Origin of the sequence: Pseudolysinimonas sp., assembly GCF_051954455.1 — a bacterium.
GTDB lineage: Bacteria > Actinomycetota > Actinomycetes > Actinomycetales > Microbacteriaceae > Pseudolysinimonas.
On sequence record NZ_JBQCHS010000020.1, the window covers coordinates 47,597 to 71,877 of the forward strand.

Annotated in this window: 23 protein-coding genes; 12 read left to right on the forward strand and 11 right to left on the reverse strand. The window is 72.8% G+C overall.

Features of this window, described 5'->3' with window-relative positions; all coding sequences use genetic code 11:
* The first annotated feature begins 12 nt into the window (after nt 1–12).
* Complete coding sequence (locus ACTHM3_RS09405; protein ID WP_440405830.1) at nt 13–315, forward strand: DUF1905 domain-containing protein; 303 nt, start codon at nt 13–15, stop codon at nt 313–315.
* Nucleotides 316–384: 69 nt separating this feature from the next.
* On the forward strand, nt 385–1,161 hold the full coding sequence (locus ACTHM3_RS09410; RefSeq protein WP_440405831.1) for a hypothetical protein: 777 nt from the start codon (nt 385–387) through the stop codon (nt 1,159–1,161).
* A gap of 48 nt (nt 1,162–1,209) precedes the next feature.
* Here the strand turns inward: ACTHM3_RS09410 and ACTHM3_RS09415 are convergent, their stop codons facing one another.
* From ACTHM3_RS09415 to ACTHM3_RS09430, 4 genes are read right to left on the reverse strand one after another with little or no spacing between them, the layout of a single operon-like run.
* A complete protein-coding gene (locus tag ACTHM3_RS09415) occupies nt 1,210–1,575 on the reverse strand; it encodes a VOC family protein (protein WP_440405832.1) in 366 nt (121 codons plus the stop codon).
* 32 nt (nt 1,576–1,607) lie between these two features.
* Nucleotides 1,608–2,084: a nucleoside deaminase gene (locus tag ACTHM3_RS09420; protein WP_440405833.1), complete on the reverse strand. Its 477-nt coding sequence runs from the start codon at nt 2,082–2,084 to the stop codon at nt 1,608–1,610.
* Nucleotides 2,081–3,520 (reverse strand): purine-cytosine permease family protein, encoded by a 1,440-nt coding sequence (locus tag ACTHM3_RS09425; protein ID WP_440405834.1) that lies wholly within the window; start codon nt 3,518–3,520, stop codon nt 2,081–2,083. Before ACTHM3_RS09425 ends, ACTHM3_RS09420 begins: the two co-directional genes overlap by 4 nt.
* A gap of 60 nt (nt 3,521–3,580) precedes the next feature.
* Nucleotides 3,581–3,778: a hypothetical protein gene (locus ACTHM3_RS09430; protein ID WP_440405835.1), complete on the reverse strand. Its 198-nt coding sequence runs from the start codon at nt 3,776–3,778 to the stop codon at nt 3,581–3,583.
* A gap of 83 nt (nt 3,779–3,861) precedes the next feature.
* Between ACTHM3_RS09430 and ACTHM3_RS09435 the strand changes: the two genes are divergently transcribed.
* The 4 genes from ACTHM3_RS09435 to ACTHM3_RS09450 all read left to right on the forward strand — a co-directional run bounded on the left by ACTHM3_RS09435 (nt 3,862) and on the right by ACTHM3_RS09450 (nt 10,662).
* Complete coding sequence (locus ACTHM3_RS09435) at nt 3,862–5,427, forward strand: DNA polymerase Y family protein (RefSeq protein ID WP_440405836.1); 1,566 nt, start codon at nt 3,862–3,864, stop codon at nt 5,425–5,427.
* A gap of 14 nt (nt 5,428–5,441) precedes the next feature.
* Nucleotides 5,442–8,876, forward strand: a complete 3,435-nt coding sequence (locus tag ACTHM3_RS09440; RefSeq protein ID WP_440405837.1) for an error-prone DNA polymerase — start codon at nt 5,442–5,444, stop codon at nt 8,874–8,876.
* Between the two features lie 7 nt (nt 8,877–8,883).
* The gene (locus tag ACTHM3_RS09445; RefSeq protein WP_440405838.1) at nt 8,884–9,210 is read left to right on the forward strand and encodes a hypothetical protein; all 327 of its coding nucleotides are present in this window, start codon (nt 8,884–8,886) and stop codon (nt 9,208–9,210) included.
* A gap of 168 nt (nt 9,211–9,378) precedes the next feature.
* Nucleotides 9,379–10,662: a GAF domain-containing protein gene (locus ACTHM3_RS09450; protein ID WP_440405839.1), complete on the forward strand. Its 1,284-nt coding sequence runs from the start codon at nt 9,379–9,381 to the stop codon at nt 10,660–10,662.
* A 21-nt stretch (nt 10,663–10,683) separates the two neighbouring features.
* On the opposite strand, the gene ACTHM3_RS09455 is transcribed toward ACTHM3_RS09450, so the two are convergent.
* Genes ACTHM3_RS09455 through dinB form a run of 3 tightly spaced genes read right to left on the reverse strand, consistent with a single transcriptional unit; the run spans nt 10,684 to nt 15,049 of the window.
* Nucleotides 10,684–11,952, reverse strand: a complete 1,269-nt coding sequence (locus ACTHM3_RS09455; RefSeq protein ID WP_440405840.1) for an aminotransferase class I/II-fold pyridoxal phosphate-dependent enzyme — start codon at nt 11,950–11,952, stop codon at nt 10,684–10,686.
* A 39-nt stretch (nt 11,953–11,991) separates the two neighbouring features.
* On the reverse strand, nt 11,992–13,752 hold the full coding sequence (locus ACTHM3_RS09460; protein WP_440405841.1) for a DEAD/DEAH box helicase: 1,761 nt from the start codon (nt 13,750–13,752) through the stop codon (nt 11,992–11,994).
* 52 nt (nt 13,753–13,804) lie between these two features.
* Nucleotides 13,805–15,049 (reverse strand): DNA polymerase IV, encoded by a 1,245-nt coding sequence (gene dinB, locus ACTHM3_RS09465; protein WP_440405842.1) that lies wholly within the window; start codon nt 15,047–15,049, stop codon nt 13,805–13,807.
* Nucleotides 15,050–15,090: 41 nt separating this feature from the next.
* On the opposite strand from dinB, the gene ACTHM3_RS09470 reads away from it, so the two are divergent.
* Nucleotides 15,091–15,876 (forward strand): SGNH/GDSL hydrolase family protein, encoded by a 786-nt coding sequence (locus ACTHM3_RS09470; RefSeq protein WP_440405843.1) that lies wholly within the window; start codon nt 15,091–15,093, stop codon nt 15,874–15,876.
* Nucleotides 15,877–15,900: 24 nt separating this feature from the next.
* Here ACTHM3_RS09470 and ACTHM3_RS09475 read toward each other — a convergent pair whose 3' ends face one another.
* Both ACTHM3_RS09475 and ACTHM3_RS09480 read right to left on the reverse strand, forming a co-directional pair.
* A complete protein-coding gene (locus tag ACTHM3_RS09475; protein ID WP_440405844.1) occupies nt 15,901–17,130 on the reverse strand; it encodes a D-alanyl-D-alanine carboxypeptidase family protein in 1,230 nt (409 codons plus the stop codon).
* Nucleotides 17,131–17,186: 56 nt separating this feature from the next.
* Nucleotides 17,187–17,990 (reverse strand): TrmH family RNA methyltransferase, encoded by an 804-nt coding sequence (locus ACTHM3_RS09480; protein WP_440405845.1) that lies wholly within the window; start codon nt 17,988–17,990, stop codon nt 17,187–17,189.
* A 62-nt stretch (nt 17,991–18,052) separates the two neighbouring features.
* Here ACTHM3_RS09480 and ACTHM3_RS09485 point away from each other — a divergent pair, with 62 nt between their 5' ends.
* From ACTHM3_RS09485 to ACTHM3_RS09495, 3 genes are read left to right on the forward strand one after another with little or no spacing between them, the layout of a single operon-like run.
* Nucleotides 18,053–18,907: a Sir2 family NAD-dependent protein deacetylase gene (locus ACTHM3_RS09485; RefSeq protein ID WP_440405846.1), complete on the forward strand. Its 855-nt coding sequence runs from the start codon at nt 18,053–18,055 to the stop codon at nt 18,905–18,907.
* 31 nt (nt 18,908–18,938) lie between these two features.
* Entirely contained in the window at nt 18,939–19,550 is a 612-nt protein-coding gene (locus ACTHM3_RS09490; RefSeq protein WP_440405847.1) for a histidine phosphatase family protein, read from the forward strand.
* Entirely contained in the window at nt 19,547–20,005 is a 459-nt protein-coding gene (locus ACTHM3_RS09495) for a YbaK/EbsC family protein (RefSeq protein ID WP_440405848.1), read from the forward strand. Before ACTHM3_RS09490 ends, ACTHM3_RS09495 begins: the two co-directional genes overlap by 4 nt.
* Before the next feature lie 166 nt (nt 20,006–20,171).
* Here ACTHM3_RS09495 and ACTHM3_RS09500 read toward each other — a convergent pair whose 3' ends face one another.
* Nucleotides 20,172–21,272, reverse strand: a complete 1,101-nt coding sequence (locus tag ACTHM3_RS09500; protein ID WP_440405849.1) for a glycosyltransferase — start codon at nt 21,270–21,272, stop codon at nt 20,172–20,174.
* Entirely contained in the window at nt 21,269–22,153 is an 885-nt protein-coding gene (locus ACTHM3_RS09505; RefSeq protein ID WP_440405850.1) for an alpha/beta fold hydrolase, read from the reverse strand. The genes ACTHM3_RS09500 and ACTHM3_RS09505 overlap by 4 nt, the downstream gene beginning before the upstream one ends.
* An 84-nt stretch (nt 22,154–22,237) precedes the next feature.
* Between ACTHM3_RS09505 and treS the strand changes: the two genes are divergently transcribed.
* Together treS and ACTHM3_RS09515 are read left to right on the forward strand one after the other, a co-directional pair.
* Entirely contained in the window at nt 22,238–23,962 is a 1,725-nt protein-coding gene (gene treS / locus ACTHM3_RS09510; RefSeq protein WP_440405851.1) for a maltose alpha-D-glucosyltransferase, read from the forward strand.
* Complete coding sequence (locus ACTHM3_RS09515; protein WP_440405852.1) at nt 23,962–24,279, forward strand: hypothetical protein; 318 nt, start codon at nt 23,962–23,964, stop codon at nt 24,277–24,279. Before treS ends, ACTHM3_RS09515 begins: the two co-directional genes overlap by 1 nt.
* Nucleotides 24,280–24,281: the final 2 nt, after the last annotated feature.

Below are 24,281 nucleotides of genomic sequence, written 5' to 3' on the forward strand. Positions count from 1 at the left end.
TACGCTGAGGCCATGACCGCGTCGTACGCGTTCGAGGCCGAGCTCTACCGCTGGGCATCACGCCGGGAGAAGTGGCTGTTCGTCTCCCTGCCGGAGGACGCCTCGCAGGAGATCGCCGAGCTGCCCGCTCCCCCGCGCGGCTTCGAGTCGCTCCGCGTCGACGTGACGCTCGGCGCGAGCACCTGGCAGACCTCGATCTTCCCCGGCGGCGACGGACGGTACACGATGCCGGTCAAGCGGCGCGTGTACGAGAAGGAGGGCGTCGACGAGGGCGACACGGTCAGCGTCTCCGTGCGCCTCCTCGACGTGGGATAGCGCGCCGAGGATCGAGGGGCGCTGTCGGTGCCTTTTGACACCATCGAACACATGTTCGAAGATGGTGCGATGACGGCGACAGCGGCGGCCGTCACCTTCGAGCTCCCGGAGGTGGGCGGCGACGGCGGAGGCCCCCCGGGGCCCCGCAGTCAGGAGGAGATCGTCCGTGAGCTGCAGGCGCGGATCCGGGGCATGCAGCGCAACCGGATCGACACCCGGGCGCTGCCCACGCATCCCGCGCTCGGCGACCTGCTGCCCGGCGGCGCGCTCAGCGCGGGCAGCGCGTACGCGGTCGCCGGCTCCACCACCCTCGCCCTCGCGCTGCTGCAGGGCCCGAGTGCGGCGGGTGCGTGGTGCGCGGTCGTCGGCATGCCCGACCTCGGCACCGAGGCGGCGGCGGGGCTCGGCGTCGATCTCGACCGGCTCGTGCTGGTGCCGCACCCCGGCGACCAGTGGCTCGCCGTCGTGGCGGCCCTGGTCGACGTCGTCTCGATCGTGCTCGTGAGGCCGCCCGCGCCCGCCGCGGGGGTCCCGCGGATCGGCGAGGCGGCGGCCGGCAAGCTCGCGTCGCGGCTGCGGCAGCGGGAGGCCGTGCTGGTGAGCCTCGGCGACTGGCCGCGGGCGGATGCGCGCCTCGCCGTCACGGAGTCCGCGTGGGCGGGCATCGGGGCCGGATTCGGACACCTCGTCGGCCGCCAGGCGACCGTCCGATCCACCGCAGCCGCGTGGTCCGGGCGGGAGAAGTCGCGGCGGCTGTGGCTGCCGGCCCCGGGCGGCACCGGCATCGAGCCCGTCGAGGCGCGCCCCGAGGGCGCCGCCGACCGCACCCTCCGCGCCGTCGGCTGACCGCCGGGCGTCTCGCGCGTTCACGGGAGATGGGGCAGGCGCGCGCCCTCAGCCGACGAAGGCAGCGGGCCGCTCGCACACACAGAACGGGTTGCCGTCGGGATCGCGCAGCACGACGTAGTCGGGGTCGTCGGGATAGCGCCAGTGCTCGTCGCGGGTCGCGCCCAGGGCCACCAGCCGGTCGACCTCGCTCCGCACGTCGTCGGCGTACAGGTCGACGTGGTGCCGGCGCGGTCGGTCGGAGGCGACGAGGTCGAGCGCGAACTGCGGACCCTCGCCCGACTCCGGCTCGAGCACGACCCAGGTCTCGTCGTGGTCCTCGTCGCGCGGGCGGTATCCGAGCGCGGGCTCCCAGAACGCGCGGGCGCGCTCCACGTCGGTGACGCCCCACACCACGGACGCGATCTTCAGCATGCCGTCACGCTAGAGGCGACCGCCGACGAGCGTCACTCCTCCCCGATGTCCTCGTTCCAGAGCTCGGGGTTGTTCTCGATGAAGTCGGTCATGATCCGGATGAGCTCGGGATCCTGGACGACGTCCACCGCGACGCCGTTCTCGCGCAGCCAGTCCTCCCCGCCGAAGAACGTCGTGTTCTCGCCGATGACGACCCGACCGATGTTGAACTGGCGCACGAGGCCTGAGCAATACCAGCACGGCGACAGGGTCGTGACCATCGTGGTGCGGCGGTACGAGCGCTGGCGTCCGGCGTTGAGGAAGGCCGAGGTCTCGCCGTGCAGCGCGGGGTTGCCGCCCTGCACGCGCTGATTGCGACCCGATCCGAGCAGCCGGTCCTCGTGGTCGAAGAGCGCGGCGCCGATCGGGATGCCGCCCTCCTCGAGCCCCGCCATCGCCTCGTGGCGCGCGACCTCGAGCTTCTCGGCGTCGGTCGCGTAGACCCGGCCGATCACCGGCAGCTCGCTCACGCGACGTCGTCCGCCGCGTCGACGCCGACCACGACGTCCGGCTCCTGGTCGACGGGGCCGCCGACCTTCGGCGTGAACACCCGGAAGAACACCAGGTACAGGAGCCCGGCGAGCACGAAGCCGACGAGCGGCGTGAGGTCGCCGATCGGGGCGGCCTTCGCGATGACGCCCGTGAACAGGGTCTGGTTCGAGAACAGGACGATGGAGACGACCGCCGCGATGACGAACGCGAGGATGCCGGCCGGGTTCCGGTACTTGGCCTTGTCAGGGATGAACTCGGCGATCGCGGTCCCGCGGCGCAGCAGCCGGTCGACGAGCACGACGCCGAGCCACGGGGCGATCCAGTACGCGATGACGAGGAGGAAGTTCTCGTAGTTCTCGGTCACGTTCGTGAGGATCGAGATCAGCGCGATCACGAATCCGAGGATGCCGAAGCCGATCGCGATGATCGCCCGGCGGAGCGCGAACGGGATCCGGATCCCGGCCGCGAGGAACGACATCGACCCGGAGTAGATGTTGAGGGCGTTCGCCGCGATCGCGCCCACGGCGATCGCCACGAGGGTCAGCGCCGAGACCCAGCCCGGCATCCCGTGCACGAAGGCGTCGGTCGGGCTCGCGTTCTTCGGCGCGACGATGAGCGCCGAGGCCGCGCCGGCCGCCATGAGGACGGTGCAGGACACGAAGTTGCCGAGGCCCGCCGCCCACCCGGTCTTCGCGCGGCTGACGTCCTTCGGGAGGTAGCGCGTGTAGTCGGAGGCGTAAGGATTCCAGCCGGCGGCGTAGCCGAACGCGGCGGCGGCGGTGAGCGTGAACCCGCTGAACGTGAAGGCCGCGTGGCCGATGCCGCTGCCGACCTGCGGGTTCGCGAAGATCGCGACGGTGGCGATGATGAAGATGATGCCGAGGGCGATGCTCGCGTAGCGCTCGAAGACCTGCACGAGGTCGTGGCCGACGAAGGCCAGCAGCACCTCGAGGATGACGATGATGACGAGCGCGATCCAGACCGGCATGCCGGTCAGCGTCGCGAGGGCGAACGCGCCGGAGACCGAGTTCACGGCGAACCAGCCGAGCCCCGCCATGATGGTGTTGATCGCCGCGGGGAGGATGTTGCCGCGCAGGCCGAAGGCCGTGCGGCTCAGGACGAGCTGGGCGAGGCCCTCCCTCGGGCCCCAGGTGGAGAGGATCCCCTGCGTCGCCGCGCCGAGCGCGTTGCCGAGGACGATCGCCGCGATCGCCTGCCAGAAGCCGAGGCCGAAGAAGGCGACGCCGATGAAGCCGACGAAGACCGTCGCGAACTCGAGGTTCGGGGCGGACCAGGTGGCGAGCAGCTGCCACGGCGAGCCGTGGCGCCGGTCGACGGGGATCGATTCGATCCCGCCGGCCTCGATCGAGGTGGGGCGGGCCGCGGCGGGGCGGCTGGGGGCGGGCGCGCTCATGGCGTCACCGTAGCGTCGCGGGACGTTTCACCGTTGTTTCGGCGCGACGGGCGCGGCGTGTCAGCCCGCTCGGCGGATCCCGCGCGCGGACGCGACGATGACGATCGCGGCGACGACGGTCATGACGACGCCGAATCCGACCTTGACGCCGTCGGGGGCGACACCCTGGATGAACTGGGCTCCGATGTAGCCGAGCCCGCAGATCGCGAGGACGATCCCGAGGACGAGGGTCAGCGTACGGGCGGTGCGGCGTCTCATCCCCAGCCATGCTAGTTCGGGATCCCTCCCCCGACGCGCCGCTCCGGGTTGACGCATTCGAACATACGTTCGAACATGGGAGCATGCGATCGCTTCCCCGGCTCCTCGTGCTCTGGGTCCCCGACTGGCCGGTCCTCGCGCACGCGCGGGCGGAGCGGATCCCGTCGGCCGCCGCGATCGCGCTGGTCGAGAAGAACGAGGTGGTCGCCTGCTCGGCCCGCGCGCGCGAGGAGGGCGTGCGGCGCGGCATGCGGGTGCGCGAGGCCCAGGCGCGCTCGCCGCAGCTGCACGTCCTCCGCTACGACGCGGCGCTCGACGCCCGTGCGTTCGAGCCGCTGCTCGCGGCCCTCGAGCAGTCGCTGCCCGGACTGCATCCGCTGCGGCCCGGCACCGTCGCGGTGCGTGCGCGCGGTCCGGCGCGCTACTACGGCGGAGAGCGGGCGGCCGGGATGCACGTGCTCGGCATCGCGCGCGACCTCGGCGCGGGCGGGGCGCGGGTCGGCGTCGCCGACGGGCTGTTCGCCGCCGAGCGGGCCGCGAAGGACGGCGACAACCTGTCGGTGCTGCTCGTGGAGCCGGGGTCGTCGCCGCGGTACCTCGCGCCGCTGCCGGTGACGCTGCTCGACGACCCCGAGCTGGTGTCGTTGCTGCCCCGGCTCGGCATCCGCACCCTCGGAGCCTTCGCCGCCCTCGGCGCGGACGACGTCCTCGCGCGTTTCGGTCCGGCGGGCGCGCGACTGCACGCGCTCGCCGGCGGGCGGGATGCGCGCCCGGCCACGCCGCGGATCCCTCCGAAGGACGTCGACGCGATCGTCGACTTCGAGCCCCCGCTCGACCGGGTCGACCAGATCGCGTTCGGGGTACGACAGCCGGCCGACGAGTTCGTGGCGGCGCTGCTCGCGCAGAAGCTCGTGTGCACGGCGCTGCGGGTCGAGGTGCTGGGCGACCGGGGCGAGGCGAGCGAGCGCGTGTGGCTGCATCCGCGATCGTTCTCGCCGGCGGAGATCGTCGATCGGGTGCGCTGGCAGGTCGCCGGGGCTCTCGATCCGCGGCGCTCGGCGCGGCCGACGGAGGGCGAGCTGCGCTCGCCGGTCACCCGGGTCCGTCTCACGCCCGACGCCGTCGACCCGGCCGGGGCGCACGAGCGCGGGCTCTGGGGCACCGGGCCGGACGAGGGCGTGCACTCGGCGCTCTCCCGGGTGCAGGGCATGGTCGGGCACGAGGGCGTGCTCACCGCGGCGCCGTCCGGCGGGCGGAGCCCGGCGGAACGCCAGACGCTCGTGCCGTGGGGCGACCGGCCGCTGGTCGCTCGCGACCCGGCGAAGCCGTGGCCCGGGGCGCTCCCGGCGCCGGCCCCGGCGACCGTGTACGAGCTCCCCCGCGGCATCGTCGTCGAGGATCCGCGGGGCGCTCCCGTGACCGTCGACGCGCGCGGGCGGCTCAGCGGGCCGCCCGCCGTCATGGTCTCGCCCACCGGCGCGCGCCGCGACCTCACCGCCTGGGCCGGGCCGTGGCCGCTCGACGAGCGCTGGTGGGATCTGGAGACGGCGCGACGGGTCGACCGGTTCCAGGCCGTCGACACCGAGGGCGTCGCGTGGCTGCTCGTTCTCGACGAGGGCGGTTGGTGGGCCGAGGGGCGCTATGACTGAGCGGGGTGCGTGAGATGGAGCGCACGCGGGGGTTCGGCAATCCGCCGATCCCGTGGTCGGAGCTCGAACGCAAGCTGAGCGACCGGCGTCGACCGCGGGAGATGCCGGTGGCGGTCGACGGCGGCGACAGTCCGGCCTGGTCGCTGCGGCGGGGTCCGTACCAGCGGCCCGACGACGTCGTGCGCGACGCGGCGGCGTTGCCCTACGCCGAGCTGCACGCGCACTCGCACTACAGCTTCCTCGACGGTGCGTCCGCGCCCGAGGAGCTGCTGGAGGAGGCGGAGCGGCTCGGGCTGCACGCGCTCGCCCTCACCGATCACGACGGCTTCTACGGGCTCTCCCGGTTCGCCGAGGCCGCCGAGCAGGCCGAGGTGAAGACCGTGTTCGGGGCGGAGCTCTCGCTGGGCCTGACCCGCCCGCAGAACGGCGAGGCGGATCCGGAGGGCGAGCATCTGCTCGTGCTCGCCCGGCAGGAGGAGGGCTACCACCGGCTCTCGGGCGCGATCACGGCGGCGCAGCTAAGCGGCGACGAGAAGGGGCGCCCGGAGTACCGGCTACCCGAGCTCGCCGACCGTGCGGGCGGACACTGGCTGATCCTGACCGGGTGCCGCAAGGGCGCCGTCCGCCGGGCGCTGGAGGACGGTCGCGACGCGGGCGCGGAGCTCGATCGGCTGGTCGAGCTGTTCGGCCGCGACAACGTCGTCGTCGAGCTGTTCGACCACGGCGAGCCGCTCGACTCCGACCGCAACGACGCGCTCGCGGCCCTCGCCGCCGAGCGCGGCCTGCCGATCGTGGCGACCGGCAACGTGCACTACGCATCCCCCGACCGGCGCCGGCTCGCCACCGCGATGGCGGCGGTGCGCGCCCGTCGCAGCCTCGACGAGCTCGACGGCTGGCTGCCGGGCGCCGGGGCCGCGCACCTCCGCAGCGGACGGGAGATGCGCGAGCGGTTCGCCCGCTATCCCGGCGCGGTGGAGCGGTCGGTCGAGCTCGCCGACCAGCTCGCCTTCCCCCTCAAGCTGGCGAAGCCCGCCCTCCCGAAGCAGGAGGTGCCGGAGGGACACACCCCGATGTCCTACCTGCGCGAGCTCGTCTGGGCGGCCGTGCCCGTGAAGTACCCCGATCTCGACGAGAAGGACCGGGCGCGGATCGAGAACGAGCTCGCAGTCATCGATCAGAAGGACTTCGCGGGCTACTTCCTCATCGTCCACGACATCGTGACGGAGGCGCGGCGGCTCGGCATCCTCTGCCAGGGGCGCGGATCGGCGGCGAACTCCGCCGTCTGCTACCTGCTGAACATCACCGCGGTCGACTCGATCTACTACCAGCTGCCCTTCGAGCGGTTCATCTCCTCGATGCGCGAGGAGGAGCCCGACATCGACGTCGACTTCGACTCCGACCGGCGCGAGGAGATCATCCAGTGGACCTTCCACCGCTACGGGCGGGAGCGGGCCGCCCAGGTGGCGAACGTCATCCAGTACCGGCCGAAGAACGCGGTGCGCGACATGGCGAAGGCGCTCGGGCACAGCCCCGGCCAGCAGGACGCCTGGTCGAAGCAGGTGGAGCGCTGGGGCGCGGAGCTGTCGTCGATCGAGAACGACATCCCGCCGGCCGTCACCGCGCTGGCGGCCGAGCTGCTCGGCGCCCCGCGGCACCTCGGCATCCACTCCGGCGGAATGGTGCTCACCGAGCGCCCGGTCGGCGAGGTCGTGCCGATCGAGCGCGCGCGCATGGACGACCGCACGGTCATCCAGTGGGACAAGGACGACGCCGCCTACATGGGCCTCGTCAAGTTCGACCTGCTCGGCCTCGGCATGCTCGCCGCGCTGCAGTACTGCTTCGACCTCATCCGCGAGGCGACCGGCGAGCGGTGGGAGCTGTCCACCCTCCCCAAGGAGGAGGCGGCGGTCTACGACATGCTGTGCCGCGCCGACTCCATCGGCGTCTTCCAGGTGGAGTCGCGGGCCCAGATGGGCCTGCTCCCCCGCCTCCAGCCGCGCCGGTTCTACGACCTCGTCGTGCAGATCGCACTCGTGCGCCCCGGCCCCATCCAGGGCGGCGCCGTGCACCCGTTCGTCCGCCGCAAGCTCGGGCAGGAGGACGTGACCTACGCGCACCCGAAGCTCATCCCGGTGCTCGAGCGCACGCTCGGGGTGCCGGTGTTCCAGGAGCAGCTCATGCAGATGGCGATGGCCGTCGGCGAGTGCACGGGCGAGGACGCCGACGTGCTGCGACGTGCCATGGGATCCAAGCGCGGGCTCGAGAAGATCGGCCGGATCAAGGAGAAGCTCTACGCCGGCATGGCGGAGAACGGCCTGGTCGGCGACGCGGCCGACGCGATCTACGAGAAGATCCAGGCCTTCGCCAACTTCGGCTTCGCCGAGAGCCACGCGCTGAGCTTCGGGCTCCTCGTCTACGCGAGCTCGTGGATCAAGCTGCACTACCCGGCCGTGTTCCTCGCGGGGCTGCTGCGGGCGCAGCCGATGGGGTTCTACTCCCCCGCCACCCTGACCGCCGACGCGCGACGGCACGGGGTCGAGGTGCGCCGCCCGGACATCCAGTGCTCGGGGGTGCATGCGGGCGTCGAATCGCTGGATGCGGCGGCGGGTCGAGGAGCCGGCGGAGCCGGCGTCTCGAGATCACCCACGGGAATGGACTCCTGCCGCACCCTCCACCAGCCCCCGGTCCCCGAGTACGACCCCCGCGCCCCGATCGAGGACGCCGCCCACCGCCGCGACGGCGACGTCGCCGTGCGACTCGGGCTCGCCGACGTCACCCGGATCGGCGAGAAGGTCGCGACCCGGATCGTCGCCGAGCGCGACGAGCACGGCCCCTTCCGCTCGATGGAGGACCTCGTCCGGCGCACCGGCCTCGTCACCGCCCAGCTCGAGGCCCTCGCCACCGCCGGCGCGTTCGACGACCTCGGCCTCACCCGGCGCGAGGCGCTCTGGCGGGCGGGTGCGGCCGCGCAGGACCGCGAGGAGTTCCTCGCCGACTCGGTCGTCGCCGTCCAGCCGCCGCTGTTCGAGGACCAGACGGCGTTCGAGACGATGGCCGCCGACCTCTGGGCGACCGGGATCTCCCCCGACGACCACCCGCTCGCGCACTTCCGTTCGGCTCTCGACGAGCGCGGAGCCCTCTCGAGCCTCGCCATCCGCACCGCGGAGCCGGGGCGTCGCATCGAGGTCGCGGGGCTCGTGACGCACCGGCAGCGACCGGCGACCGCCTCCGGCATCACCTTCCTCAACCTCGAGGACGAGCACGGCCTGATGAACATCATCTGCTCGCAGGGGGTGTGGGGCCGCTACCGCCGCACCGTGCGCGACTCCCCCGCGCTCGTCGTGCGCGGTGTCCTCGAGCGCAGCAGCGAGGGGGTCACCAATCTGCTCGCCGACCGGTTCGAGCCGCTGAGGGTGAACGTGCAGCACCGATCGCGGGACTTCCAGTAGGTGCGCGATGGCGGTGAACGGCGACCCCCAGGACGGTCTCGACGCCGCCGATCGGGCGCGATCGGGGTACAACCGCGACTGGCATCCGATCCTCGCGCTCGACGAGCAGCGCCCGGGCGAATGGTGGCTCACGACGCAGTACGGGCGGCCCTATGCGATCGTCCGCCTGCTCCGCGTGGGCGGCGAGCAGGGATACCGCTCGGTGACCTGGGCGGAGAGGAGTGAGGATCGGCAGCTGATCGGGTATTTCCGTACCTTGAAGGCGGCGGCGTACTGGGCGCATCGGCACTGGCTCCGCACCCTGGCGCGCCCCGGCGGGGTCAACGGGACGTGACCGGAGGCGGCACCGAGGGACCGACGAACCTGAGCCGCGCTCGGGGGGTAGAGAGTGGCCCCGGCCGCCCCGTACTCTGAGGTCACGCTGGTCCTCCCTTCGGGGGACAACCGGTGGAGTCACCGCCCACCCCGACGACACGGATCAGGACGACCTGAGGACTCCGCCGTGCCCCTGACCGAATCGCGCCCCGTGCGATTCGTGCTGCGCGCCTGGTACGCCTTCCGCCTGCTGCGACTCCGCACGCGTCCGCAGCCCGTCGACGTGCCGGCGATCCGCTCCGGCGACCCGCGCGCCGACCGCGTTCTCGTCGTCGGCAACGGTCCGAGCCACGGCTGGGGCGTCCTGAGCCACCAGCTCGGGCTCGTCGGCCGCCTCGCCGACGCCGTGGCCGGGCAGACCGGCCGACCCTGCGACATCGACCTCATCGGCGCCGAGGCCATGAACGTCCGCTCGGCGATGGCGTGGATCGGGGACCGCGACCTCGGCGAGGAGGAGGCGGTCGTCCTCGTCGTCGGGGTCAACGACGCCCTCCGGCTCACCCCGGTCGCCGTCTGGCGGCGCGAGCTCTCCGATCTGCTCGACGGCGTCGCCGCGCGCATGCGCCCCGAGGCGGCCCTGGCGATCGCCGGGATCCCGCCGCTCTCGTCCTTCAGCGCCTACGGATCGTTCAGCGCGCACGTGAGCGAGAGCCACCGCGCTCGGCTCAACACCGCGACCCGGCAGATCGCCGCACGTCGTCACATCCGGTACATCGACCTCCCCGCCTCGGACGACCGTACGACCATGCGCTCCCCGGAGACGGTCTATCGCGACTTCGCCGAGCGGATCGCCGACCGGATCGCCCCGCTCCTCCTCGAGGCGCGCCCGAAGGCCCGGCCCCGACCCGCTCGGGCTCCGCGCGTTCCGGACTGGTCCGGCACCCCGGCGATCGTCGCCGCCGCGCGGGACGGCGGCGAACCGGAGCTGCGCCGCCTCACCGAGCACGCCCAGCGGCAATTCGGCGTCGAGCTCGCGGTGGTGTCGCTGGTCGACGGCGACCGGCTGTACCACGGCACCAATACGGACGTCCTGCCCGCGTCCGTGCCGCTCGACCTGTCGTTCTGCCGGTACACCGTCGAGAGCGGCGAGGTCACCGTCATCCCGGACACCGGGAAGGATCCGCGCTTCGCGGACAACCCGCTCACCGACGTCTCGTTCATCAACTTCTACGCCGGCTACCCGCTCCGCGCGAGCGACGGCCGCGTGATCGGGTCGTTCTGCCTGCAGGGCTCCCGGCCGCGCACCCCGTCGGAGGCGTCGCTCGAACGACTCCGCGACCTCGCGCTGGAGGCGCAAGGCGTTCTGCGCCGGTACGAGATCGTGGATGCCGCCCCGGCTCACGACGGCCCCGCGCTCCCCGGAGCGATGGCCGCGCCCACCGGGGAGCGTGTCCTGCTCGATCGGGACTAGCTCGATCGGGACCGGCTTCGATCAGGACGGGGACGACGCGGAGACCGCCGCCCGCTCCTCGGTCGCGAACAGCAGGCAGGTGCAGAGTCCGTCGACCGCCGCCTCCACGTCGTCGAGCGACGGGAAGGTCGGCGCGATGCGGATGACCGCGTCGTCCGGATCCTCGCCGTACGGGAAGGCGGCGCCGGCGGGCGTCACCGCGATGCCGGCAGCCTTCGCGAGCTCGACGGCACGGGTCGCGGTGCCCGCCGGACCGGTGAGGGCGATGAAGTATCCGCCCGCGGGAGTCGTCCAGTGGGCCACCGGTTCGGCGCCGCTCGGGCGCAGCCGCTCCGCCAGGATCCGTTCGGTCGCTGCGAACTTCGGCGCGATGAGCGCGCGGTGGCGCTGCATCAGCGCGCGCACGCCGTCGGCGTCGCCGAAGTGCCGCACGTGCCGCAGCTGGTTGACCTTGTCGGGGCCGATCGTCTGCACCGAGGTGTGCTTCCGGAACCAGGTCACGTTCGCCGGCGACGAGCCGAAGAACGCGACCCCGCCGCCGGCGAGAGTCATCTTCGACGTCGACGCGAACACGAACACGCGGTCCGGGTTGCCGGCCTCGGCCGCGAGCCCCAGGACGTCGATGACCGGCGGGAACTCGTCGGTGAGGACGTGCACCGCGTACGCGTTGTCCCAGAACAGCCGGAAGTCGTCGGCGGCCGCGGGCAGCGAGACGAGCGCCCGCACGGTCTCCTCGTCGTAGACCTCGCCGCCCGGATTCGCGAACATCGGGACGCACCACATGCCCTTGACGGCTGGGTCCTTGAGGTGCTCGGCGATGAGATCGAGGGGCAGTCGGCCGTCGGCGTCGAACGGCACCGGGATCATCCGGATGCCGAACGACTCCGTAACCGCGAAGTGTCGGTCGTAGCCGGGCGACGGGCAGAGGAAGGCGACCTCCTGGCCGTGCCAGGGGGCCAGCACGCCGGGCAGGCCGTGCAGCAGCGCGTGGACGATCGTGTCGTGCATGACCTGCAGGCTCGCGTTGCCGAGGGCGAGCAGCTGCTCCACCGGGATGTGCAGCAGCTCGCCGAAGATGGCGCGCAGCTCCGGAAGCCCCGCCCCGTTGTCGCCGCCGTAGTTGCGGGTGTCGGTGCCGTCGGCCGCGCGGTAGTCGTGCGACATGTCGCGCGCGAGGAGCGGCGCGGCGAGGTCGAGCTGGTCGGGCGCGGGCTTGCCGCGGGTGAGGTCGAGCTTCAGGCCGCGGGCGACGAGCTCGTCGTACGCCGCGCGAACCGGGGTGGAGGGCATGGTTCCAGGCTACCGGCGCGCACTCGGCCGCGGCCGCGCTCAGACCCGCGCCTTCAGCCAGTCGATGCGCTTCTGCAGCTGCGCGACCGACGCGCGCGCGACCTCCGGCCCGCCGTTCACCCGCCGCACCTCCGCGTGCACGAACGCGTGGGTCTGCCCCGTGTTGCGCGCCCGGATGGAGACGAGGCGGTTCAGCAGCTGGCGCTGCTCCGAGAGGGTGCGGTGCAGCGGCGGCGGGGCCTCCTCCGCGATGGGCCTCCCGGCGGTCCGGCGCGCCTGCCGGACCTGCCGGGCCTTGAGCAGCTCGCTGACCTGCTCCGGCTCGAGGATGCCGGGGAGGCCGATGAAGTCCCACTCCTCGTCGCTGCCGGGCTCGGCGAGCTGCCCGAACTCGACGCCGTCGTAGAGCACCTTCTCGAACGTCGCGATCGAGCCGAGCGCCGTCCAGGTGCCCTCCTCGAGCAGATCGGCGCTGGCCGACTCCCCCTGCTCGGCGGCCTCCATCAGCTCGTCGTCGAGCAGCTCGTCGCCGTCGCGTTCGCGGTCGAGGGCGTGATCGCGCTCCAGCTCGAGCGCGGAGGCGAGCGCGAGCAGGATCGGCACGCTCGGCAGGAAGATCGACGCGAGCTCGCCGCGGCGCCGCGCCCGCACGAATCGGCCGATCGCCTGGGCGAAGTAGAGCGGGGTGGCGGCACTCGTGGCGTAGACGCCGACCGCGAGCCGCGGCACGTCGACCCCCTCCGACACCATCCGCACCGCGACCATCCAGCGCGCGTCGCTCGCAGCGAACTCCGCGATCCGTTCGCTCGACGCCTTCTCGTCGCTCAGCACGACGGTCGGCGCGGCCCCGGTGAGCTCGGTGAGGATCGCGGCGTAGGCGCGCGCGGTTGTCTGATCGGTCGCGATCACCAGGCCGCCGGCGTCGGGGACGGCCTGCCGCACCTCGCTGAGCCGCCGGTCGGCCGCCGCGAGCACCGCGGGGATCCAGTCCCCCGACGGGTCGAGGGCGGCCCGCCAGGCCTGCGCGGTCACGTCCTTGGTGTCGCCCTGCCCGAGCGCCGCCGACATCTCCTCGCCCTGGCGCGTGCGCCAGCGCATCGATCCGGCGTAGCTGAGGAAGATCACCGGGCGGACCACGCCGTCCTTCAGCGCGTGCCCGTAGCCGTAGGCGTAGTCGGTCTGCGAGACGCGCACCCCGCGCTCGTCGCGCAGGTACCGCACGAACGGGATCGGCGCGGTGTCGCTGCGGAAGGGCGTCCCGGTGAGCGACAGCCGCCGCGTCGCGGGGTCGAACGCCTCGCGGATCGCGTCGCCCCAGCTCAGCGCGTCGCCCCCGTGGTGCACCTCGTCGAGGATCACGAGGGTGCGCCGCCAGCCGGTCAGCTCCCGGTGCACCGAGGCCTTCACGGCGACCTGCGCGTAGGTCACGACGACCCCGTGGTAGTGCCGGGCCTCGCGCACGTGCCGGTTGCTGAACTTCGGGTCGAGCCGGATGCCGGCCCGGTGGGCCGCCTCCGCCCACTGGATCTTGAGGTGCTCGGTCGGCGCGACGACGGTGATGCGGTCGACGACGCGCCGCTGCAGGAGCTCGCTCGCGATCCGGAGTGCGAAGGTGGTCTTGCCGGCGCCGGGGGTCGCCGAGACCAGGAAGTCCTTGCGGTCGGCCGCGAGATAGCGGTCGAGGGCCTCCTGCTGCCAGGCGCGGAGGGCGCCGGCCGTGCCACGCGCGGCGCGCTCCGGGAAGGCCGGCGAGAGGTGCTCAGCCGCCGCGGTCGCGCGGAAGGCAGGAGCGTCAGTCATCGCGTGTTCGAGGGTAGGCGATCCCGCCGACCTCGGTGGTCGAGCAGGTGCCTCAGTCGTCGCCGTCCGCGCCGATGCGGCGCGCCGGCGCCCGTCCGAGGAGCGCGGCCGGCCCGATCGCGCCCGCCCCGAACCGCGACGCCACCGCGTCCACCGTCGTCTCCGCCTCGCGCCAGGCCGCGTCGTCATCCCACAGCGCGAGCGCGGCGACCGCGCCGGTCAGCTGCTCGCCGCGCACCCCGAGGAGCCGCACCGGCCGCCCGTTCTCGGAGGCGGCGTCGTACAGGGCGCGCGCCTCCTCGTAGAGCCGGCGCCCGAGGTCCGTCGGCTCCGCGAGCGTGCGCGAGCGGGAGACGGTCGTGAAGTCGGAGAAGCGCAGCTTGAGCGCGACCGTGCGCGCCTGCACGCCCGCGCGGCGGAGGCGCGCACCGACGGCGTCGGAGAGCCGCAGCAGCTCGCGGTGGATCTCGGTCCGATCCGTCAGGTCGTGCTCGAAGGTGAGCTCGTGACCGATGCTCTTCTCGACCCGGTGGTCCTCCACGGACCGCGGGTCGCGCCCCCAGGCGAGGTCCTGCAGCCGCGCCGCATTGGTCGGCCCGACCGCCCGCGCGAGCGCGTCGAGCGGTACCGCGGCCACCTCCCCGACCGTGCGGAGCCCCAGCCGCTCGAGCTGCTCCGCCGACTTCGGACCCACGCCCCACAGTGCCGACACCGGGAGCGGATGCAGCGTCTCGATCGTCCTGTCGCGCGGCACCACGAGCAGCCCGTTCGGCTTGGCGAGCCCCGACGACAGCTTGGCGACGTACTTGGTCGCCGCCGCCCCGACCGACGCCCGCAGCCCGGTCTCCTCGAAGATCCGGGCGCGGATGCGCGTGCCGATCTCCCACGGGGTGCCGTACAGCCGCAGCGCCCCGGCGACGTCGAGGAACGCCTCGTCGATCGAGAGCGGCTCGACCCGGGGCGTGAACTCCCCGAGCAACCGCATCACGATCCGGGAGTACCGGGAGTAGTCGTCGAAGTGCGGCTCGAGGATCACCGCCTGCGGGCACCGCTGCAGCGCGAGCGCCATCGACATGGCCGAGTTGACCCCGTACTTCCGCGCCTCGTAGGTGGCCGCGGTGACCACCGAGCGCCGGCTGGCGTGCCCGACGATGACCGGGCGGCCGACGAGATCCGGCCGCTGGAGCAGCTCCACGGAGGCGTAGAAGGCGTCCATGTCGACGTGCAGGATCGTGGCGGTCAGGTCGTCGACCGGCTCGGCCGACACCTGCCTCCCGCGCCCGTCCTGCTTGCTCACTCCCCCATGGTCGCAGGCGCCTCCGACCTATGCTCGAAGCCGTGACGGCAGCTCACCCGTGGACCCGGTACGTCGCGATCGGCGACTCCTTCACCGAGGGCATCGGCGATCCCGAGCCGGCGGTTCCGGGCGGCTCGCGGGGCTGGGCGGACCGCGTCGCGGAGGTGCTCGCCGAGACGGCGGAGGGCGGCCCGCAGGGCTTCGCCTACGCCAACCTCGCGATCCGCGGCCGGCTGCTCGACCAGATCCTCGCGGAGCAGGTGGATGCGGCTCTCGAGCTGAAGCCCGACCTGATCACCATCTCCGCCGGCGGCAACGACGTCATCCGTCCCGGCAGCGACCCGGACGCGATCACGCGGCGGTACGAGGCGGGTCTTCGGCGGCTCGTCTCTGACGGGGCGACCGTCGTCGTGTTCACCGGCCCGGATCCCGGTCGCACCGCCGTGCTCGGACTCGTGCGCGGCAAGGCGGCGATCTACAACGAGAACGTGCGCGCGCTCGCGAGCCGCTACGGCGCGCGCGTCGCCGACCTCTGGAAGTTGTCCGAGCTCCGCGATCCCCGCATGTGGGCGCCGGACCGGCTGCACTTCTCCCCGGTCGGCCACCACACCATCGCCCGCATGGTCCTCGACACCCTCGAGGTGCCCAACTCGCTCGAGCCCTTCAAGCCCGAGCCGCTGCCGGCGGTCACCTGGCGACGGGCGTCGCGCGAGAACATCGACTGGGCCCGGGAGTACTTCGTCCCCTGGATCGGTCGCCGGCTGACCGGTCGCTCGTCGGGTGACGGCGTCCAGCCGAAGCGTCCGGGGCTCGGCTCCGTCCGCTGACCGCCCCGCCGACGCGCTCGGGGGTCAGACGCCGCCGAACACGACCTGCGGATGCCCGAGCCGCCATCCCCAGCCCGGGTCGTCGATCCGGCGCGACAGCTCGAGCGGGGTGCTGAGCGTGGTGCCGCCGATCGTGAACGACACGGTGCCGACGGTCGCCCCGCGTGCTGCCGTCGCGACCGGCCGCGCCGTCACCTGCGGTGCGACCGATGTCGCCCCCCACACGACCGTCGCCACCTTCTTCGCGGCGACGAGCTTCGCGGTGTCGCCCCACGCCGTCGCGTAGCTGCCGAACGCCTGGCCCTTCTCGGCGAGGGTCACGGGGTGGAACCCGGCCAGCACGGTGCCGATGAGGGTGCGGATGTCGGCGTCGATCGTGGCGTGGTCCCGTCCCCCGAGCACGACGCCCACGATCGTGACCGTGGTGCCGCCGACGCGGTGGTCGCTCGAGAACAGGAGGTTGGCCCCCCAGCCGTCGAGGGTTCCCGTCTTGATCCCGTCGACGCCGTCCTTGCCGAGGAGGTTGTTGGTGTTCGCGAATCCGCCCACGTTCGGCGCATCGCCGGTCGTGCTCGCGACGATCGGCGCGATGACCGGGTTCTGCAGTGCGAGCTCGCCGAGCTTCACGAGGTCGGAGGCGGTGCCGACGTTCCGTGGGTCGATGCCGGTCGGCTCGACCACGTGGATCCCGGTGAGGCCGTTCTTGGCCAGCCACGCCGTCGCGGCGGCGGCGAACGCGTCGGTGGATCCGAACGCCCAGTTCGCGAGGCTGCCCGCGTAGTTGTTCGCCGACTTGATGAGCGCGAGCTTCAGCAGGTCGAGCTCGCTGAACGTGTAGCCCGCCCGCACCGTCACCACGTCGCCGTTGAGGGCGAGGTAGTGGCTGTAGAGCGCGACGTCGGCGGCGGTCATGGTGATGCCCGGCCCCGCCTCCCCCGCCTTCAGCGGCTTGGCGCCGAGCACGACGAGCGCGGTGACGACCTTGCTGATGCTCGCCATCGGAACGGCATCGGTCCGGCCCGATGCCGCCGTCGCCGCGGGGAAGCCGACGGCTCCGACCGCGCTCGCCCCGTAGCCCGGCCAGGTGACCGCCGGTGCCGCGGTGGCGGGGATCGCGGGTGCGGCGACGGATGCCGCGACGCTCTTCACGGGCGCCAGCAGGGTCAGGGCGCCGTAGAGTCCGGCGACGACGACCACGAGGATCACGAGGAGCGCCGTGACGCGGCGGCGGCGGTAGGTCGCGGGCGTCGGCACCCCGAGAGGCTAACGGGTCGGGCCGGCGGAGACGCTGCGCACCCCGCCGGGCGACCTCAGGGCCGTGTCGCCCAGATCGCGATCCCGGTGGCCGAGGCGACGTTGAGCGAGTCGACTCCGCCGCTCATCGGGATCATCACGACGTCGTCCGCCGCCGCCATCGTGCTCGGCAGCAACCCCTCGCCCTCGGTGCCGAACACCAGCGCGAGGCGCTCCGGCGCGCTCGCCGCGTAGGCGTCGAGCGGGATCGCGTCGTCGCGGAGCCCGAAGGCGGCGACGCGGAAGCCGAGCGAGCGCACCAGATCGAGGCCCGATCCCTCCCAGTCCTCGATCCGCGTCCACGGCACCTGGAACACCGTGCCCATCGACACCCGCACGCTGCGGCGGTAGAGCGGATCGGCGCAGCGCGGCGTGACGAGCACCGCGTCGACGCCGAGCGCCGCGCCGTTGCGGAAGATCGCTCCCACGTTGGTGTGGTCGACGATGTCCTCGAGCACGACGATCCGCCGGGCGCCCTGGAGGAGCGACGCGACGGACGGCAGCTCGGGCCGGTGCATCGACGCGAGGGCGCCGCGGTGCATCACGAAGCCGGTGATCGACTCGAGCACGTCCGACTCCCCCACGTAGACCGGGATGTCGGAGTCCGCGAGCAGCGCACCCACCTCGTCGACCCACTTCGGCAGCACGAGGGCGGAGCGCGGCCGGTGACCGGCGCGGAGGGCGCGCTCGATGACCTTCACCGACTCCGCGAGGTAGAGGCCGCCCTCGGGCTCCGCGAGCCGGCGCAGGACCACGTCGGTGAGGTCCCGGTAGTCGCGGAGCGAGGGGTCGCCGGGGTCGGTGATGGGGACGACGTGCACGAGTCCGGAAACATATCCGAAATCCCCGGCGTTTACCCTCGTGGGAAGGTCGGGAGGTGCGCATGGGCGTGACGATGGAGACGGGGCCGCGGCTCGATCCCGCCGTCGCACCCCTCGTCGACGAAGCCGCCCGGCTTTTGGCGGGACGTCGGCTGGTGATCCTGACCGGTGCGGGCGTCAGCACCGACTCCGGGATCCCGGACTACCGCGGCGAGGGGGCCCCCGTGCGCACGCCGATGACGATCGACCGCTTCCTCGCCGATCCGGTGGCGCGGCAGCGCTACTGGGCGGGCAGCCACCTCGGCTGGCGGCACTTCTCCGCCGCCGCGCCGAATGCGGGGCACCGCGCGATCGCCGATCTGGAGCTCGCGGGCGTCGCCGACGGCGTCGTCACCCAGAACGTCGACGGGTTGCACCTGCGCGCCGGGTCGCGGCGCGTGGTCGATATCCACGGCTCGATGGATCGCGTGCGGTGCCTCCGCTGCGGCCAGATCTTCTCGCGCACGGGCGTCGCCGACCGCCTCACCCGCGACAACCCGTGGCTCGCGTCGCCGGACGGTGTGCGGCTGAACCCGGACGGCGACGTCGACATCGACTCCTACGACGCGATGACGGTGCCCGACTGCACGAACTGCGGCGGGGTGCTGAAGCCCGAGGTCGTGTTCTTCGGGGAGTTCGTGCCGAAGGAGAAGTTCGCGGAGGCGGCCGCGCTCGTGCGCCGTGCCGAGGGGATGGTGATCGCCGGGTCGTCGCTCGCGGTCAACTCCGGGATCCGGCTGCTCGACCAGGCGGTCAAGCGGCGCATGCCGATCGTGATCGTGAACCGCGGCGCCACCAAGGGAGACCCGCGCGCGAACCTCAAGATCGACGCCGGCACATCCGAGGTGCTGACTGCGCTGCGCCGGCGGCTCGTCTGACGCGAGGCCGGCGGCCTGACATGCTGGCGGGGTGACCCGCCTCTACCTCGTGCGCCACGGCGAGACCGACTGGAACCGGCAGCGCCGCATCCAGGGCCGCACCGACATCCCGCTGAACACGACCGGACGCGAGCAGGCGCTCATGACCGGCCACCGCTTCGCCGCGCTGGGCGGCTGGGACGGCATCTACGCGAGCCCGCTGTCGCGCGCCCGGGAGACCGCGGAGATCATCGGCCGCGAGGTCGGCCTCGGCGGCCCGGAGCTCCTGCACCGCCTCGTCGAGCGCGACTACGGCGAGGCGGAGGGGCTCGACTGGCTCGAGGTCGAGCGGCGCTACCCGGACGGGACGGCGGTGCCCGGACGCGAGAGCCGTCACGACGTCGCGGACCGCGTGGTCCCGGCCCTGGTGGAGCTCGCCCGCTCCCGCCCGGACGCGCTCCTCATCGTCGTCAGCCACGGCGGCGCGATCCGTTCGGTGCTGGACCGCGTCGATCCGGCCACCGAGTACGGCCCGATCACGAACGGCTCGGTCCACAGCTTCGAGCTGGTCGGAGACGCGCTCGAGCTCGTCGCGTTCGACGACCCGCTCGGCTCCTCGCTCGACGAGCAGAACGCGATCGAGGCGCGGGAGCACCGGGTGTGAGCGGGCTGGACCGGTTCCGCGCGGCCGCCGCCGCGCTCGGGCTCGACAGTGAGGTGCGTGAGTTCGCCGAGTCGACGCACACCGCCGCGGAGGCGGCCACCGCCGTCGGATGCGACGTCGCCGCGATCGTCAAGAGCCTCGTCTTCACGGCCGACGGCGCACCCCTGCTGGCCCTGGTCTCCGGCCCGAACCGCGTCGACACCGCCGCGCTCGGCTCCCGCCTCGGCGTCGTGATCGGCAAGGCCGATGCCGCGCTGGTGAAGTCGGCGACCGGCTACTCGATCGGCGGGGTGCCGCCGCTCGGATTCCCGGCGCCGATCCGCACCGTCATGGACGAGACGCTCCTCGCGCTGCCCGAGGTGTGGGCCGCCGCCGGCACGGCGACGTCCGTGTTCGCGATCGCGCCCGCGGAGCTCGCCCGGCTGACGGGCGCGGAGGTCCTGCCGGTCTCCTGACTCGCCGCACCGCGCTCGCCGCCCGCGGTACGAATGACGGATATCCCGCGAGGTCGAGGGCGACTTCGGCCGGGGACGTCGCCATTCTCGGCGCGATGCCGATGTCCGCACCGTCATTTGTCACCGGTGTGACGGAAGCGACTCGGAGCGTGTCGCGGCGGGGCGGCTAACCCGCCAGCGACTCCAGCATCCCGAGCAGGGCCATCGCCGAGCGATCCCAGTCGAAGTGCGCGGCCTGCGCGACCGCCGCCGCGGACCGCGCACGCCACTCCGCGGGATCCTCGAGCCGGCGCACCGCCGCCGCGAACCCGGCCGCGTCGTCGGCGCCCGCGTAGAGCGCGGCGTCGCCGCCGATCTCGCGGAAGATCGGGATGTCGCTCACGACGATGGGCGTGCCGAGCACCATCGCCTCGACCAGCGGCAGTCCGAAGCCCTCGTCCTTCGACGCGGTCACGAGCGCCCGCGCGCGGAGCAGCAGCGCGCGGTACTCCTCCTCGCTCGTTCCGTCGTGCACGACCAGCGACCCGGGCGGGGCGAGCTCCTCGAAGCGGGCGCGGGCCGCGGGCGTGATCCGCGACAGCAGGTGCAGCCGGTAGCCCGGCAGCTCGTGCAGGGCGCGGGCCAAGGTCTCGACGTTCTTGTACGGCATGAACGACCCCATGTAGACGAGGTCGCGGCCGTCGTCCGCGGCGGGATCGGGGGCCGGCCGGTCGAGCGGCGTCCCCTCGGGCGCGGGGTCGGCCGCGTTCGAGACGACGACCACGGGACGCCGGGTCAGGCGGTGCGCCGCGATCAGCTGCTCGGTGGTGTGCGACACGGTCGCGACGGCGTCGGCGCGGTTGAGCAGCGCGCGTTGCGGCCACCAGGCCAGGTGGTAGAGCCGCCACAGCACGCGGACGAAGCCGGGCAGGTCGCGCGGCGGCGTCCGGTGCCGGTAGTAGATCAGGTCGTGGAGCGTCTTCACGAGCTTGTAGCGGCGGCGGGCGAGGGTGCCCATCGTCTGCATCGGGGTGAACACGACGTCGGCGCCCAGCCGGTTGATGCGGCGGGCGACCCACGGCTCCCCCGCGGACGTCGGCGACGGGCCGATCGCCCACGGCATGTCGGGCAGCAGCTTCAGCTGTCGCTCGTCGCTGATGAGCATCGTCACCCGGTGCCCGCGCGCTGCGGCCGCCCGCCCGAGCGCCTCCGTGATCCGGGAGCTGTAGCGGCTGATGCCGTCGTGGTGGTCGGTGCGGACGTAGCGGCAGTCGGCGACGATCTTCACGTCAGCACCTCGTCGAGGAAGGCGGTGATCGCATCGGCCGCCCCCTCGGCGGCCTCGTAGTGGACGAGATGACCGACCCCCGGGAGCACGACGAGGCGTCCGTCGCGGAACCGGCCCACGGTCTCCCGCGCGCCCGCGGCCGGCGCGATCATGTCGTCGTCGCCCGCGATGAGGAGCGTCGGCACCCCGACCGCGTCGGCCGCGTCGCCGACCTGCGCGCTGAGCGACGCGTCGAACCCCTCCGCCACGGTGCGCACGTCGCTGAAGCGGCTGAAGTAGCGGCCGTGCTCCTCGTGGATCCACTTCCGCAGCTCGCGGTCGGGCGTCTTCACGAGCGTGCGCGACATGACCGCGACGATGAGCGGCGAGGCGAGGAGCGCGCGGCCGAGCCGCTCGGGCAGGCGGCGTGCCAGCCCGTAGTAGAGCTTCGTGACGCCGACGCCGCCGACCTCGGCGGGATCGCTCGCGATCGGGTTGACGAGGATGAGCGCGGGCGGCGTGAGGCCCGCCGCGACCGCGTGCGTGGTGACGATCGAGCCGAACGAGTGGCCGAGGACGACCGCGTCCTCCAGCCCCAGCGCCCGCACGAACGCCGCGAACCAGCGCGCGTAGCCGTCGATCGAATGCGGCTGCTCCGTCATCGGCGTCGACTCGCCGAAGCCGGGGAGGTCGGGGCTCACGATCCGCACTCCGGGGAGCCGAGCGACGACGGGCTCGAGGCCGTGGTGGTCGCCGCGGTAGCCGTGGCACAGGACGAGCGTGCGGGTCGCATCCCGCGGGCCGTAGTCCCAGTACCGGGTCGTGCTGCCGAGGATCGCGACCTCGCCGGTGCGCAGCGGCAGTGCCGCCAGCTCGGCGGCGTGCGGGGCGGGTCGAGGCATCCCCCGAAGTCTAGGAGCCGTCGATGATGGAGGATCGCTGGACATCGTCCGATCCGCCCCGACCCCCGGTTCTAGGGTTGGATCGTGACCTTCACGGCCCCCATCACGTTGCCCGGTCTGGCCCTGGACCCGCGGTGGTACCGCCGGTCCGTGTTCTACGAGGTCATGGTGCGCTCGTTCGTCGACTCGAACGGCGACGGCACCGGTGACCTCGGCGGGCTGATCTCGAAGCTCGACTACCTGCAGTGGCTCGGCATCGACGCCCTGTGGATCCCGCCGATCTACACGAGCCCGCTGCGCGACGGCGGCTACGACGTCGCCGACTACAAGGGGATCCTCCCCGAGTTCGGCACGCTCGAGGAGTTCCGCGAGCTCGTCACGAAGGCCCACGAGCGCAACATGCGCATCGTCATCGACATCGTGATGAACCACACGAGCGACCAGCACGAGTGGTTCCAGCAGTCCCGTTCCGACCCGGAGGGCCCGTACGGCGACTTCTACGTCTGGAGCGACACCGACGAGAAGTACCAGAACGCGCGCATCATCTTCACCGACTACGAGGAGTCCAACTGGACCTTCGATCCGGTCCGCCGCCAGTTCTTCTGGCACCGCTTCTTCTCCCACCAGCCCGACCTCAACTTCGAGAACCCGGCCGTGCACGAGGCGATGTTCGACGTCGTGCGGTTCTGGCTCGACATGGGTGTCGACGGCCTGCGGCTCGACGCGATCCCCTACCTCTACGAGTCGGAGGAGGGCAACAGCGAGTCGGAGCCGCCCACGCACGTCTTCATCCGGGAGCTGCGGGCGATGGTCGACCGCGAGTACCCGGGCCGCATGCTCGTGGCCGAGGCGAACCAGTGGCCCGCCGAGGTCGCGGAGTACTTCGGCACCGAGGAGGAGCCCGAGTGCCACATGGCGTTCGACTTCCCGGTCATGCCGCGCATCTTCTACTCGCTGCGCTCGCAGTCCGCCGCCGAGCTGAAGCGCGTGCTCTCCGAGACCCAGGACGTGCCGGAGGGCGCCGCGTGGGGCGTGTTCCTGCGCAACCACGACGAGCTCACGCTCGAGATGGTGAGCGAGGAGTACCGGCAGGCGATGTACGGCTGGTACGCCTACGACCCGCGGATGCGCTCCAACGTCGGCATCCGGCGTCGCCTCGCGCCGCTCCTCGACAACTCGCGCGCGGAGCTGGAGCTCGCGCACGCGCTCCTGTTCTCGCTGCCCGGCTCCCCGTTCCTGTACTACGGCGACGAGATCGGCATGGGCGACAACATCTGGCTCCCCGACCGCGACGCCTCCCGCACGCCGATGCAGTGGACGCCGGACCGCAACGCCGGCTTCTCGAGCGCCGACCCCGGCAAGCTCTACCTGCCGGTCGTCCAGTCGCTCGTCTACCACTACAACCAGATCAACGTGGAGGCGCAGCTCGCCCAGTCGCGGTCCCTGCTGCACTGGGTGCGCAACGTCATCCACGTGCGGAAGGCCCATCCCACGTTCGGCCTCGGTTCCATCGAGGTGCTGGAGACCGACCATGAGTCGGTGCTCGCCTTCGTGCGCGACTACGAGGGATCGGGCCAGCAGTTCGGCGACGCCCCCGAGCGGATCCTGTGCGTGTTCTCGTTCTCGCACAACCCGGCCTCCGCCCGCATCAAGCTCCCGGACGAGGACCGGGGTGCGCCCGTCTACGACCTCTTCGGCGGCGGCGACTTCCCCGTCGTCGACGACGAGGGCTACCTCACGCTGACACTCGCGACGCAGAGCTTCTACTGGCTGCACGTCGGCACGCAGCGCTACCAGCCGCCGCGCTGATGAGCAGCGAGCCCCTGCGACTCTGCTGCCTCCTGTGGGCCGCGGCCGGGGAGGAGGACGGCCTGCACGCCTACGAGGACGCGGTGCTGTCCCGGGTGCCCGTCCACGGCGGTCGCGTCGTGACCCGGGAGCTCGGCGATGGCGCGGACGACACGCCGCACGAGGTCCAGGTCTTCGAGTTCTCCAGCCGGTCGGCGCTCGACGGCTACCTGGCCGATCCGGAGCGCGCCGCGCGTACGGAGGAACGCGATCGCGTCGTGGCGCGGACCGAGCTGTTCGCGGTGCGCCTCCCGGACTCGGACGGGGGCCGACCCTAGCC

Bases quoted from the DNA above. Each gene is read 5' to 3' on its own strand.
- ACTHM3_RS09440 (WP_440405837.1), top strand. From the start codon at position 5,442: ATGGAGCGCACGCGGGGGTTCGGCAATCCGCCGATCCCGTGGTCGGAG.
- ACTHM3_RS09515 (WP_440405852.1), top strand. From the start codon at position 23,962: ATGAGCAGCGAGCCCCTGCGACTCTGCTGCCTCCTGTGGGCCGCGGCC.
- ACTHM3_RS09430 (WP_440405835.1), bottom strand. From the start codon at position 3,778: ATGAGACGCCGCACCGCCCGTACGCTGACCCTCGTCCTCGGGATCGTC.
- ACTHM3_RS09415 (WP_440405832.1), bottom strand. From the start codon at position 1,575: ATGCTGAAGATCGCGTCCGTGGTGTGGGGCGTCACCGACGTGGAGCGC.
- ACTHM3_RS09455 (WP_440405840.1), bottom strand. From the start codon at position 11,952: ATGCCCTCCACCCCGGTTCGCGCGGCGTACGACGAGCTCGTCGCCCGC.
- ACTHM3_RS09410 (WP_440405831.1), top strand. From the start codon at position 385: ATGACGGCGACAGCGGCGGCCGTCACCTTCGAGCTCCCGGAGGTGGGC.
- ACTHM3_RS09505 (WP_440405850.1), bottom strand. From the start codon at position 22,153: ATGCCTCGACCCGCCCCGCACGCCGCCGAGCTGGCGGCACTGCCGCTG.
- ACTHM3_RS09405 (WP_440405830.1), top strand. From the start codon at position 13: ATGACCGCGTCGTACGCGTTCGAGGCCGAGCTCTACCGCTGGGCATCA.
- ACTHM3_RS09425 (WP_440405834.1), bottom strand. From the start codon at position 3,520: ATGAGCGCGCCCGCCCCCAGCCGCCCCGCCGCGGCCCGCCCCACCTCG.
- ACTHM3_RS09460 (WP_440405841.1), bottom strand. From the start codon at position 13,752: ATGACTGACGCTCCTGCCTTCCGCGCGACCGCGGCGGCTGAGCACCTC.
- ACTHM3_RS09485 (WP_440405846.1), top strand. From the start codon at position 18,053: ATGGGCGTGACGATGGAGACGGGGCCGCGGCTCGATCCCGCCGTCGCA.
- ACTHM3_RS09445 (WP_440405838.1), top strand. From the start codon at position 8,884: ATGGCGGTGAACGGCGACCCCCAGGACGGTCTCGACGCCGCCGATCGG.
- ACTHM3_RS09435 (WP_440405836.1), top strand. From the start codon at position 3,862: ATGCGATCGCTTCCCCGGCTCCTCGTGCTCTGGGTCCCCGACTGGCCG.